Origin of the sequence: Serratia sp. B501 (genome assembly GCF_051172315.1) — a bacterium.
Lineage (GTDB): Bacteria > Pseudomonadota > Gammaproteobacteria > Enterobacterales > Enterobacteriaceae > Serratia > Serratia ureilytica.
In genome coordinates this window covers 383,983-396,418 of the sequence record NZ_JBPIZB010000003.1, presented here as the reverse complement: position 1 = coordinate 396,418, position 12,436 = coordinate 383,983, and the positions used below count along the sequence as shown (strand labels likewise).

The 12,436-nt window shown below is 55.5% G+C and carries 13 protein-coding genes and 2 tRNA genes; 9 read left to right on the top strand and 6 right to left on the bottom strand.

Features of this window, described 5'->3' with window-relative positions:
• Positions 1-43: 43 nt before the first annotated feature.
• Genes rcsB through ACSBQV_RS12430 form a run of 4 tightly spaced genes read right to left on the bottom strand, consistent with a single transcriptional unit; the run spans position 44 to position 5,029 of the window.
• On the bottom strand, positions 44-694 hold the full coding sequence (rcsB, locus tag ACSBQV_RS12445) for a response regulator transcription factor RcsB (protein ID WP_004935900.1): 651 nt from the start codon (positions 692-694) through the stop codon (positions 44-46).
• Entirely contained in the window at positions 687-3,389 is a 2,703-nt protein-coding gene (rcsD, locus tag ACSBQV_RS12440) for a phosphotransferase RcsD (protein WP_099784628.1), read from the bottom strand. Before rcsD ends, rcsB begins: the two co-directional genes overlap by 8 nt.
• A 20-nt stretch (positions 3,390-3,409) precedes the next feature.
• Positions 3,410-4,567, bottom strand: coding sequence for an MFS transporter (locus tag ACSBQV_RS12435; protein ID WP_096242445.1), 1,158 nt, complete (start codon positions 4,565-4,567; stop codon positions 3,410-3,412).
• A gap of 54 nt (positions 4,568-4,621) precedes the next feature.
• A complete protein-coding gene (locus ACSBQV_RS12430; protein WP_071991658.1) occupies positions 4,622-5,029 on the bottom strand; it encodes a DUF4186 domain-containing protein in 408 nt (135 codons plus the stop codon).
• Positions 5,030-5,724: 695 nt separating this feature from the next.
• Between ACSBQV_RS12430 and ompC the strand changes: the two genes are divergently transcribed.
• Together ompC and ACSBQV_RS12420 are read left to right on the top strand one after the other, a co-directional pair.
• Positions 5,725-6,861 carry a porin OmpC gene (ompC, locus tag ACSBQV_RS12425; protein ID WP_033651922.1) on the top strand — a complete coding sequence of 379 codons (1,137 nt, stop codon included), beginning with the start codon at positions 5,725-5,727 and terminating at the stop codon, positions 6,859-6,861.
• 157 nt (positions 6,862-7,018) lie between these two features.
• Positions 7,019-7,435, top strand: a complete 417-nt coding sequence (locus tag ACSBQV_RS12420; protein ID WP_099784626.1) for a VOC family protein — start codon at positions 7,019-7,021, stop codon at positions 7,433-7,435.
• Here ACSBQV_RS12420 and ACSBQV_RS12415 read toward each other — a convergent pair.
• The gene (locus ACSBQV_RS12415; RefSeq protein WP_099784624.1) at positions 7,429-8,007 is read right to left on the bottom strand and encodes a TetR/AcrR family transcriptional regulator; all 579 of its coding nucleotides are present in this window, start codon (positions 8,005-8,007) and stop codon (positions 7,429-7,431) included. The genes ACSBQV_RS12420 and ACSBQV_RS12415 overlap by 7 nt on opposite strands.
• Positions 8,008-8,115: 108 nt before the next feature.
• Here ACSBQV_RS12415 and ACSBQV_RS12410 point away from each other — a divergent pair, with 108 nt between their 5' ends.
• From ACSBQV_RS12410 to ACSBQV_RS12395, 4 genes are all read left to right on the top strand, one after another.
• Positions 8,116-8,583 carry a DUF1348 family protein gene (locus ACSBQV_RS12410; RefSeq protein ID WP_099784622.1) on the top strand — a complete coding sequence of 156 codons (468 nt, stop codon included), beginning with the start codon at positions 8,116-8,118 and terminating at the stop codon, positions 8,581-8,583.
• 127 nt (positions 8,584-8,710) lie between these two features.
• Complete coding sequence (gene osmE, locus ACSBQV_RS12405) at positions 8,711-9,040, top strand: osmotically-inducible lipoprotein OsmE (RefSeq protein WP_004935874.1); 330 nt, start codon at positions 8,711-8,713, stop codon at positions 9,038-9,040.
• A 157-nt stretch (positions 9,041-9,197) separates the two neighbouring features.
• Positions 9,198-9,285 (top strand) — tRNA-Ser (locus ACSBQV_RS12400).
• Between the two features lie 6 nt (positions 9,286-9,291).
• Positions 9,292-9,367 (top strand) — tRNA-Thr (locus ACSBQV_RS12395).
• 92 nt (positions 9,368-9,459) lie between these two features.
• Here ACSBQV_RS12395 and ACSBQV_RS12390 read toward each other — a convergent pair.
• Positions 9,460-10,137, bottom strand: a complete 678-nt coding sequence (locus tag ACSBQV_RS12390) for a LexA family protein (protein ID WP_099784620.1) — start codon at positions 10,135-10,137, stop codon at positions 9,460-9,462.
• 242 nt (positions 10,138-10,379) lie between these two features.
• Between ACSBQV_RS12390 and ACSBQV_RS12385 the strand changes: the two genes are divergently transcribed.
• The 3 genes from ACSBQV_RS12385 (at position 10,380) to ACSBQV_RS12375 (ending at position 12,398) form a co-directional block, all read left to right on the top strand.
• Positions 10,380-10,742 carry an antiterminator Q family protein gene (locus tag ACSBQV_RS12385; protein WP_033632532.1) on the top strand — a complete coding sequence of 121 codons (363 nt, stop codon included), beginning with the start codon at positions 10,380-10,382 and terminating at the stop codon, positions 10,740-10,742.
• Between the two features lie 907 nt (positions 10,743-11,649).
• Positions 11,650-11,961, top strand: coding sequence for a phage holin family protein (locus ACSBQV_RS12380; RefSeq protein WP_099784213.1), 312 nt, complete (start codon positions 11,650-11,652; stop codon positions 11,959-11,961).
• Positions 11,958-12,398 (top strand): lysozyme, encoded by a 441-nt coding sequence (locus tag ACSBQV_RS12375; protein ID WP_099784211.1) that lies wholly within the window; start codon positions 11,958-11,960, stop codon positions 12,396-12,398. Before ACSBQV_RS12380 ends, ACSBQV_RS12375 begins: the two co-directional genes overlap by 4 nt.
• Positions 12,399-12,436 lie beyond the last annotated feature (38 nt).

Sequence of the window (12,436 nt, the reverse complement as noted above, 5' to 3'; positions counted from 1 at the left end):
GGATGCCGTGCCTGTTTGGCGTTAACCTGCCGTGAGGCGGGCTTTAGTCTTTGTCCAACGGCGTCATGCTGACGGACGAGAGGTAGTTGAGCAGGGCGATGTCGTTTTCGACGCCCAGCTTCATCATCGCCGATTTCTTCTGGCTGCTGATGGTTTTGATGCTGCGGTTGAGCTTCTTGGCGATTTCGGTCACCAGGAAACCTTCGGCGAACAGACGCAGCACTTCGCTCTCTTTCGGCGACAGGCGTTTGTCGCCATAGCCGCTGGCGCTGATTTTCTCCAGCAGTTTGGAGACGCTTTCCGGCGTGAACTTCTTGCCTTTCTGCAGGGCGGCCAGCGCCTTCGGCAGATCGGTCGGCGCGCCTTGTTTCAGCACGATGCCTTCGATATCCAGATCCAATACCGCGCTCAGGATCGCCGGGTTGTTGTTCATGGTCAGCACGATGATCGACAACTGCGGATAATGACGCTTGATGTACTTAATCAGCGTGATGCCGTCGCCATACTTGTCACCCGGCATCGACAGATCGGTGATCAGCACGTTGGCATCCAGCTTGGACAGATTGTTGATCAGTGCGGTTGAGTCTTCGAACTCCCCAACGACATTCACCCATTCAATTTGCTCAAGTGACTTCCGGATGCCAAACAGTACGATAGGATGGTCATCAGCAATAATTACGTTCAGGTTATTCATGTTGTTGGCTACCTTGCTTCAGCAGTCTGCTGACGAAAAAATCAATCTGACTGATGTTATTCTCGATCTCGGGCGCATCACCTTCTGCGATGCGCTGTTCTAACGATTCGCACAGCTGCTTGCCGGGAAGCAGATTTAACATGGCAAACACGCCTTTCAGGCGGTGTGCGGTTTGTGACAGCGCATTGAAATCACTGCTGCCCGCCTCAGTATACAGTTTTTTGACATCATCGGGTACTGTATCGACAAACAGCCCATAGTAATCACTTGATTTCAATTGTTTTTCATAGAGTTGGATATCTTCTGAGCTCAATGAAAGCGGACTTTCTTCCTGCTCCAGCGCGGCCATTTGCTGTTCGATCAGCATCAGCACGGCGTCGATTAATGCGCCGTTCAGGTTATAGTTCACCCGAATGTAGCGTTTATCCAGCGCTTGCCAACCCGGTTCATCGGTCGCCAGCAACAGCGTGTAATCATCGGCTCGCTGCGGGTTATCGGTCAGCAGCACGTCATAATCGCGGTTGACCGCGCGATCTTCGGCGACGAGGCAGTCGGCGCCGTAAGCCTGCAACAGGCGGGTCACGATGCCGCGCACTTCATCTGACGTGATGTCCAGCAGGGCGGTGACGCCGTCGAGCAGCTTTTCCTGTTCCTGCGGCTCTTTTCTCTCCATCTCCATGGCGACGCGAATGGTATAGCGAGTGCCGATATCCACTTTGCTGCGAATGTCCAACTGGCCGTTAAGCTTTTTGCACAGCTGATTGCACAGGAAGAAAGTGAGGCCGGAACCGTGGTTGAAGCGGTCCACCAGCGTCTGGCTGAGGAACGGGTAATTGAGATTGCTGATCTCTTCGTTGGAGATGCCGGAGCCGGTGTCGTTGATTTGGAAAATCAGGCGATCCGGGTGTTCGGGCTCATGGTCGATGACCAGAGAAATCTTGCCGCAGGCGGTGGTGATAATGGCGTAATGCACCAGCAGTGAGATCACTTTGCGCAGCGCGTTGGCGTCGCCGATGTAGTTCTGTTCGACGTCCAACTGAAAATGCTTGAACAGCGCCAGCCCCTTTTGATTGAGGGTGGGCAGGGCTTCCAGCAGCAACTCGTCGATCATCGCCGCCGGGTTGAACGGCTCGCGCGTCGGTTGCCAGTCCTGGGTTTCCAGCCGCGTCAGCAGAGTGATGTTATCGATCAATCCCAGCACCGACGACGACGCCGCCGTCAGTTGGCCCAGCAGCGCCTGCTGTTGTTCCTCATCCGGCTGGTTGTGCAGGCTGTCGACCAGATCGTGCATCTGGCGCACCGGCTGATTCAGTTCGATGCCCAGGTTGTGCAACATCAGTTTGCGCGCCTGCACGTTCTTGTCGTATTCACGCCGTGCCTGCTGCAGCCGCTTGTTCACCATGACCTCTTTATCCTGATCGTGCATCAGGAACAGGTAGGTATCCGGCGACAGTTGGCTGCGGAAAATACGGATTTCATACACCTCGTTGTTGACCGTTGCCTGAATGACGCCGTGGTGCTGTTCGGCCATATGGGCGATTTTTTGCAGGCTGAGGTGCGGCAGCAGGTGCTCGGCGATTTTGTTGCTGGCGATCACCGCATTGTTGGCGAAGCTGTAAACCAGCAGGCCGGAGGGCAGGCTGGAGACGATTTCCTGATTCAGCGCGCGCTCGGCCTCCAGCTCAACCGCCATGTTTTCGCTCGGGCGGATGTACTGGCGGCGGATAAAGTAGATGCTCAGCATCGAGAGCGCCAACAGCAGCAGGTTGACCGCGATCAGCCAGATGTTGTTGCGCAGCAGATCGATGGCCAGATTAATGGCCGAAACGCGATACACCACCTTCAGCGGCGCATTGGGCAGGGCGGCGCTGAACTCCACCCAGCCGCCGCTCATCGCCGCCTGGGCGCCGAGGGCGGTTTCCGCCGGGATGGCGCTGTCGTCGAGCTCGACATCGTCCGGCAGCAGCAGGAAATTGGCGCGGGCCAGATTGGCAGGAATGATGTCGTTGATCGGCAAGTCGAAGGCGATCACCGTCGCCAGATGTCCCGGCTGATTAAAGGTGGTGCGAATCGAGAACGAATAGGCGTTCTGGAAGCGCTGTTTGCGCAGATCGGAAAAGCTCTCGCGTTCGTCGAGCATATTGGCCTGTTGCAGCATCTCAGCGCGGCGTTCGTCCGCCGAAGTGGTCAGGTAGCTTTCCCTAAAGCGCGAAGCCAGCTCTTTGAGCGGCTGAGTGGTGATCAGACTGAGGCTGTTGTCCTGACCATTGAGGTAATACATGGCGTAGCTCTCGGTCTTGGCGCCCCAACGGTTGTCCAGGTAGTCCGAAATGTTGGCGATCATCGCCAGCGTGTTCTCGTCATGGCTGCCGAAGATCACCGCGTCGGTTTTCTTGTGCGGCTTCTCGACATAGTAGACGTCGGGGCGCAGGCGGGTTTCCTGCAAACCGGGATCGACATTCTGCGCCGGCGCGTTGCCGAATTTGTCATAGACCTGATAGGTCATGTAGCGATAGGTATCGATGCGCTTTTGCAGCGAACCGGCGATGCTGTTCAGCGTGTACTTCTTTTCCGCCAGCCAGGCGTTGGTGTAGTTGTAGCCATACAGGCCGATGCCGATCGTCAGCAGCACGATAAACAGCAGGAAGCAGCGAGTGATATTGCTGGAGCTAATGGTCAGTTGTTTATTTTGCATAGTGGCTGCGCATTCCTGAATCAGCGAGTGACGGCCCTGGCGCTGGCGGTCACCGCCAACAGCAGAGCGGCTACGCAGGCGAAGGCCACCGTCAGGCTGGAAAACTGAGCGACAAAGCCGATCAGCGCCGGGCCGGCCAGAATACCGGCATAGCCGACGGTGGTAACGGATGCGATCGCCAAATTGGCCGGCATATCGCGTTGGTTGCCCGCGGCGCTGAACAGAATCGGCACGACGTTGGAAGCGCCCAGGCCAACCAGCATAAAGCCGACCAGCGAAACGGTGGCGTGATTGAAGGCGATAGCCAGGCTGAGACCGACAGCGGCGCACAGGCTGCCCAGCAGCAGCACCCGGTAGCGGCCCAGCGAGTTCACCACCCGATCGCCATTGAGGCGGCCGAGCGTCATGGTGATGGAAAACAGCGCATAGCCCAGCCCGGCCTGGCTGTGTTCGACGCCGCGCAGCGTGGTGAGGAACAGCGCGCTCCAGTCGAGCATCGAGCCTTCCGCCAGGAACATGATAAAGCACAGAATGCCGATAAACATCACCCAACCGCGCGGCAAGACGAACATCGGTCCGCCGTCGTCGTCGGCGCCGCTGTCACGCAGCAGATGGCGGCTGGCGAACGCCAGTAGCACGATCACCGCCAGCACGGTGATCAGGGTGGATTGCAGCGGCGTCAACCCCAGCCACAGCAGCGCGCTGACGCCGCCTGCGCCGGCAATGCCGCCGATGCTGAAGAAGCCGTGAAAGCCGGACATCATCGCCTTGCCGCTGTTGCGCTCGACGATCACTGCCTGCACGTTCATCGCCACGTCTATCATGCCGATCGCCGCGCCGAACAACAGCAGCGCCACGGCCATGCCGCCGAGGGAGTCCATCAGCGCCAGCAACGGCAAATCGATGCACAGCCCCAGCCCGGCCATCAGGATCACCGCGCGGCAGCCCAGTTTGCCGGTCAGGAAGCCGGTCAGCGGCATCGCCAGCATGGAGCCGGCGCCGATACATAACAACAGCAGGCCGAGTGAGCCGTCATCGAGGCCGATGCGCGTTTTGGCGAAGGGCACCAGCGGCGCCCAGGCGGCCATACCGAGGCCGGCGACGAAAAAGGCCAGGCGGGTGGCGATCTGTTGAGGAACGCCGGGCGTTTGCTGTTCATTGCACAAGGTGGCTGTCATGTAAGCGTCAGGATCTTGGGTCAAAAGAGTGGCGAAAGTTACTGACAGTTTTTATCACAATCCGCGATCCGGGTCGAAAAGATTCGCGCCTGATTCCTCTCTGGCGCCGCCTCGGCGCACCAGCCACAGGGCGATCGCCTGGACAATATAGTCTTTTTGCTGTTCGTCCAGCGCGACGCCCTGCGGTATGCCGTGCCATTTTTCCAGGCAGCTTCGGCAGCAGGTGGCGGTGGCGTGTTGGGCGACGAACACCGGGTGGCCGCGCATCGGCGTCTGCTTGCCATCGTTTTTGGGGTGGGCGGCGGCCAGACGGCGATCGATAAAGTCGCGGGCATGGCTGAGGATCAGCGGCAAGCCTTTGTCGTCAAGATAGCTCTGGTCTTTGGGATTCAAACGGAAACGGGCGCGGAAGGGGGAGCCTTGCAGCCGCCGCCATAGCGCCTCTGGGTGAAATGGCATCATGACTTTACTCGCTGAGGGTGAGCTTTTTTTCAGGCTACCAGAAGTGAAACTCTGCGGCCAATTTTGCCTGTGACGCACAATATTCGGCGAGATAAAGCACGAAATGAAAAACAAATTCAATTTGTAGACCAAAATAAGAGAAAAGATTAGCAATTAGTGCGGATGTAAATTGGCGAAACTATATCGCGAGGTTATTTATTTGCGTGCTATTTGTGCGGATTGAAATTGTGAGGACAGTGTGGAGGAAAATAAAAAACCGGCCAGAAGCCGGTTAAAGGTATGCAGAAATTATCTTCGGATAATGAAGGTAATAATGAAAATAATGATGATAGCGAGGTGATTATAGCGGCTGCGTGCAGGCGGCGTTTTGGCACAATGTGCTTATTGTCCAGTACAATTGTATGGTTGGCTTTTTTTTCTTAAAGATTTGTATAACTGCATGATTTTTTATCAATTAATCTATTCTTTGTCTTTAAGTGCTTTATTTTGTTTGTCGGTAATGTTTTGTGAAAGTTCGCGCGCATTTACATTTTGAAACATTTATTAATTACACTGAAACACTATCGGATACTTGGTATCATTTTCTTTCTGGATTAATATAACCCTTGTTACCAGAATGGTAATGCACAGTCGTGCTAATAATGCTCGAAAAGGGCAGTGGCCGTAGCTCGACATAATTAATGAGGATAATAACGATGAAACTTCGAGTACTCTCTCTGATGGTACCCGCACTGCTGGTTGCAGGCACAGCAGGCGCGGCGGAAATCTACAACAAAGACGGCAATAAACTGGATTTGTACGGTAAAGTCGACGGTCTTCACTATTTCTCCAGCAACAACGGCGTGGACGGCGACCAGTCTTATATGCGTTTTGGCCTGCGCGGCGAAACGCAAATCAGCGATCAGCTGACCGGCTACGGCCAATGGGAATATCAGGCTAACCTGAACCACGCTGAAAACCAGGACAACAAGAACTTCACCCGTTACGGCTTCGCCGGTCTGAAATTCGGCGACTATGGTTCCTTCGACTACGGCCGTAATACCGGCGTGCTGTACGACGTCGCGGCGTATACCGACTTGCAGCCTGAGTTCGACGGTATGACCTACGGCGCCGACCAGTTCATGTTCCAGCGTTCCAGCGGCCTGGCGACCTACCGTAACAACGACTTCTTCGGTCTGGTTGACGGCCTGAACTTCGCCCTGCAGTACCAGGGTAAAAACGGCAATGGCGAAGAGACCAACAACGGTCGCGACGTCCTTGGCCAGAACGGCGAAGGCTACGGTATGTCCATGAGCTATGACATGGGCTACGGCATCAGCGCGGCGGGCGCCTTCTTCAACTCTCGCCGCACCAGCGAGCAGAACGGCGCTAACGGTCACCAGAACATCATGGGCCGCGGCGACAAGGCCGAAGGTTACTCCGGCGGTCTGAAATATGACGCCAACGACGTCTACCTGGCGGTGATGTTCACCCAGTCCTACAACGCGGCGCGTTTCGGCAGCTCTGCCAAGGATGATGGTGCTTACGGCTACGCCAACAAGGCGCAGAGCTTCGAAGCCTATGCGCACTACCAGTTCGATTTCGGTCTGCGTCCGTTCGTCGGCTATAACCAGACCAAAGGTAAAGACCTGGGCCGCGCCGGTAACGGCAAGGACTACGGCGATCAAGACCTGGTCAAATTCGTCGACCTGGGTGCGACCTACTTCTTCAACAAAAACATGTCTACCTATGTTGATTACAAAATCAACCTGATGGACAACAACGACTTCACCGACGCTGCCGGTATCAACACCGACAACGTGGTTGCCGTGGGCCTGGTTTACCAGTTCTAAGCACCTCAGTGTGAACGTCATCGCGCGGCCTTCGGGCCGCGTTTTTTTTGCCTGTAAACCGGTAAAAGCACGGATTGATCCGCTATCGGCACGGGAAGCACCGTGGTTCTCCTCCTCTAAGCCTACGCTATCAGTACAGAAAAAGAGGGGGGATGATATGGAGCTCAAGATCGATAAGGTGATCGAAACGGTGCTGTACGTCAGCGATATTGAGCGCGCGGACGCTTTCTATCGAGAGGTGCTGAAGCTGCCGGCGATGGTCGCCAATGAGCGGTTCCGCGCCTATAACGTTGGCGATCGAAGCGTATTGTTGCTGTTTGTCGAGGGCGACTCGCTGCGTGGGGCGCATTATCCGACCGGCTTTATTCCCGCGCACGATGGGGTGGGGCCGGCGCATATCGGCCTGGCGGTGGCGAAAGAGCAACTGCCGCACTGGGAGCGCCATCTGACGGCCAACGGCGTGGAAATTGAGGGGAGAATGCGTTGGGATCACGGTGGCGAGAGCATTTATTTCCGCGATCCCGACGCCCACCTGTTGGAACTGGTGACGCCGGGCATCTGGGCCAATTACTGATCGAACCCGCCTTGCGCCAACAACGCCAGCGCGGCATTCAGCACCTGCAACGCCGGCTGCGGCTGGCGCTCAATCTGCACCCTGACGATGGCGCCGTCGATCAGCATCGCCAATATCGCGGCGTGCTGTTCCCGCTGCGGGTCTGCGGGCAGGTGGCGCGCCAGTTCATCCGTCATCTGTTGCTTATGCCGGCCGGCGAGGTGCAGGCTTTCCGGCAGCAGATCGGCGATCTCCACGGCCGTATTGATAAACGCGCAGCCGCGAAAACGCGGATCGTCGAACCATTCCGCCAGGCAGGGCGCCAGCGCCGGCAGTAACCCGCCGCTCTGCGCCACATGCCTGGCCAACGCGGTACTGAACCAGGTTAGCCACTGCTGGTGGCGATAGGCCAAAAACGCCGTAATCAAATCGTTCTTGCTGGGAAAGTGGCGATAAAACGTCACCTTAGTGACGCCTGACTCCTTGATGATGCGATCGATGCCGGTGGCGCGGATCCCTTCCTGATAGAACAGATCGTGGGCCGTCAGCAGGATGCGCTGACGGGCGGGCAAGGTGTTGCGATCAACGGTCATCATTTTTCTCCCAGGCTATTTTCGAGTGATTGTAGACAACTCTGTCTACATGCGCTAGCGTAACGATGTAGACAGAGTTGTCTACTTGCCTATACGCAGGAGATGATCATGAGCATTAAACCCCCATTGCCGCCTTTTACCCGTGAATCCGCCATCGAAAAAGTACGGTTGGCGGAAGATGCCTGGAACAGCCGTGATCCTGAGCGGGTGTCGCAGGTCTATTCCCTCGATACCCATTGGCGTAATCGCGCGGAGTTTGTCGACGGCCGCGCGGCGGTGGTCGCATTTTTGCAACGCAAGTGGGCGAAAGAGCTGGAGTATCGGCTGATTAAGGAACTGTGGGCGTTTGACGGCGCGCGCATTGCGGTGCGTTTCGCCTATGAGTGGCGCGACGATTCCGGCAACTGGTATCGCAGCTTCGGCAACGAAAACTGGGAGTTCAATCAGGAAGGGTTGATGATCAACCGCCATGCCTGCATCAACGACATGCCGATTCGCGAACAGGATCGGCGTTTTCATTGGCCGCTGGGTCGGCGCCCGGACGATGTCCTGGCGCTGAGCGATTTCGGCTTTTGAATCCGATGTCGCGCCCGCGCCGGCCGATCGCGAGAAAAAGCGCACCGATCGACAAAGGGGAGTTTGTAGAAAAGCCTTTCCACTTCTAGACTTAGGGGACAACAAACGTACTCCAAGAGGACAAGCTATGACGAAGAAGTTGGTTTTGGCCGTCGGCACTGCGGCGGTATTTTCCATTCTTGCCGGCTGCACCGCCTATGACCGTGCAACCAGTTATGTCAATGAGCCGGTGGTCAGCGATGTTAAAGTAGGGATGACCAAGCAGCAGGTGCGGGCGATTGCCGGTCCGCCGTCGACGTCCGCCACGCTGATCCATGCGCAGGGCACTTGCGACACCTATGCGGTCGCGCCGCGCGATGGCAAAGTGCAAACGTATTTTGTCAGCTACAACGACACGGGCCATGTCATGAACAAGGGCTATCAAACCTGTTCAGACTACGATTCGCAGCCGAAGTAATCGCCTTTCAGCCGAACATAAAAGCCTCGCTTTTGCGGGGCTTTTCATTTTTTAAGCGTTTAAGGCCTGAAGTTTAGGCAACTGCGCCGCCGATGTGATTTTTTTGCATCAAAACGATAGACATTTCATAACGGTATCGCTAATATCAGCGCCCATTGGAAGGATGGCCGAGTGGTTTAAGGCAACGGTCTTGAAAACCGTCGAGTGTAACAGCTCCCAGAGTTCGAATCTCTGTCCTTCCGCCAAATTCAGCCGGCTTAGCTCAGTAGGTAGAGCAACTGACTTGTAATCAGTAGGTCACCAGTTCGATTCCGGTAGCCGGCACCATGATAAAGCAGTACCGGCGCCCCGAGTGCCAAAAAAAACCGTCAGCCGCAAGGTTGGCGGTTTTTTGCTTTATGTCGTCTCAAACGGGTAGGTCAGGGCAGCCAGGCACCGAGCACCACGCCGAGAATCATGTACTCATCGGCATTCAACGTCGGACAACCCGGCATGTTCCCCTTAAGCCATCGATGCCCGGCTTCCTCGACATACCTTCTAAAGATAAGTTCCGCACTGTCGCAGCGTTTCGCTATCACCTTATCGCCGGACACGAGCTCGGTTATGCCGGCAGTAACGGGTTCGACAAGTATCAAGGCATCCTTTGGGTAATTGGCGGCGGCAGAGCCGTTCATCGTGTTATCCCGCACCGGCAACCAGTAGGCCTGAGCGCTGCATTGCACCATCGACGGGTAGTGGACGGTCGTTCCTTTGCGCAACTGCTCGTGAGACAACGGCAATGTCCACGCCAGCAGCGGCAGCGTTTTACCCAAGGCCTGTGCGGCCTTCTGCCTGACGGGGCGTTGCCCGGTCTGCTCAAGGCCATCCAGCCAGCCGATTTGCACGGCGAAGTACTGTTCAATCCTTCGCGCCATGTCGCCACTGATGCCCTTTTTGCCTTTTTTGCCCGGCGGGTAGAGCAGGCGAGAGACATAGTCTGCGGCAATACCGAGCGCCTCGGCAAGGCGCTTTTGCCCCCCGACGCCGAGGTTATCGATCAGGATGATCAGGCGCTCTCGCCGCATCTCCTGCAGGTACATTTTTTGCTCGTTTTTCATGAGGCCATCGTACCTAAATTTACCTGCAGGTAAATGGATTTTCGCTATTGAAAAAAAGATACCTCTGGGTATACTTGATACTGGTTATTTATACAGTATTTTGTGCGATGTCCCTCGGTGAGCCCGCCGGGCGGATCGGTTGTTGCGTGTTGGCGCACGCCGAGCAGAAGAACGGCTCGACCAACGTCGGTCAACGACATGGAGCCCTGGCGATGTGGCAAACGCCCAAAGGAGGTGGAAGCATGAGAGATATGAATGAAGTGTTGGAGCGGTGGGGCGTATGGGCCAGGGATAATAGCGGCATCGATTATTCCCCCATTGCTGCCGGGTTCAGAGGGCTGTTGTCCTATAAATCGAAAGGCGAGCGTTCCTGCTGCGATGATGATGGCCTGGTGATCGACGGTTGCGTGGGCAGATTGAAGAAATACAAACCCGAAGAGTTCGATCTCATCATTGCCCACCATGTTTATGGCATATCTCTGCGTAAGATCGCCCTGAAAAGGAAATGTTCAGACGGTACGATACGCAAAGAGATGCAAACGGCGGAGGGATTCATCGGGGGATGCCTGGCGATGTTGGATATAAAGTTGAGTATGGATCGCTGAAACTGCTGCGGTTGAAGTTGATGAGGGTTTATTTCTCGTTTCACTGTGACATCAGGAATAACAATAGCGTATGCGCGTTGCAATAATTTAAAAAAAGACTCACGCGTACGCAAATAAACGCGTAATCTGATAAAACTGAGTCGTTGCCGGCGCCGCCGCACGATAGCTAAACCTCGCTTCGGCGGGGTTTTATTTTTTATAATAAAAGACTCACGCGTACGCAAATAAGCGTGTAATCTGATAAAACTGAATTGTTGTCGGCGCCGCCGCACGATAGCTAAACCTCGCTCCGGCGGGGTTTTATTTTTTATGATAAAAGACTTACGCGTACGCAAATAAGCGTTTAATCTGATAAAACTGAATTGTTGCCGGCGTTGCCGCACGATAGCCAAACCTCACTCCGGCGGGGTTTTGTTTTTTTATAATAAAAGACTCACGCGTACGCAAATAAACGCGTAATCTGATAAAACTGAGTCGTTGCCGGCGCCGCCGCACGATAGCTAAACCTCGCTCCGGCGGGGTTTTGTTTTTTTATAATAAAAGACTCACGCGTACGCAAATAAACGCGTAATCTGATAAAACTGAGTCGTTGCCGGCGCCGCCGCACGATAACTAAACCTCGCTTCGGCGGGGTTTTTCATTTTTAGCCTCCTTGTCAAAACGGTCAATCACTCACTGAATAATGACTGTCGTTGAATGATCACGGCGGGAGGCTAATCCTTCTCCTTTATAAAACGGCGCAATCCTTATTTATCTGCTCAGGTTGGGCAGAACGGATAAGCCATTTTCGACAGCGTAAATGGCCGCTTATTTAAATGGAACAGGAATGACGGAGAGGGGCGCCGCATTTAGCCGCTCTTTTCCATGACTCCCGACGATCGGGCTATGCCCCGGTAAGGGGAGGGTGATGACTATGCCTTGGAAAAATGAACCAAACATCCTTTCAATGCTGCTTGCTTTCGGTATGACGCTGCTGGGGGCGGTCGCCAGCTATTCCTTCAAGGTCTTGAACGGCGAAACCTTTAGCTGGAGGACGCTGTTTTTGCAGCTGTTCGTCTCTATTTTCGCCGGTTTGACCATGGTGATGATTGCGCTGCATTACGACTGGCCTTCGGAGGTGATGGGCGGCGTATGCGGCATGGCAGGATGGTCGGGAGCATCGCTGATCAAGGCATTGGAACGCCGATTTCTCAATAAAGCGTCAGGAGGAAACCAATGAAGATAAGTGACGATGGCATGGCGCTGATTCAGCGTTTTGAAGGCTTGCGGTTGCAGGCTTATCAGGACTCGGTCGGCGTTTGGACCATCGGCTACGGGTGGACTCAACCGGTAGCGGGACGAAAAGTCGGGGCCGGCATGGCGATCGATGCCGCAACGGCCGAGCGTTTGCTGGTGTGCGGTGTCGCTCAATTCGAACAGGGCGTCGAACGGCTGGTGACGGTGACGATCACGCAGGGGCAGTTCGATGCGCTGGTGAGCTTCGCCTATAACCTGGGCCTGCGCGCGCTGGAGAAATCGACGCTGCTGCGTCGGCTGAACGTCGGCGATCGGCAGGGGGCGGCCGACCAGTTCGGCCGATGGGTCAATGCGGGCGGTGTGCGGCTCGATGGGCTGGTTGCCCGGCGCGCGGCGGAACGCGCGCTGTTCCTGTCCTGATGCCCGAATGCGTCTGCACAACGATTCCCCCCTCAAAA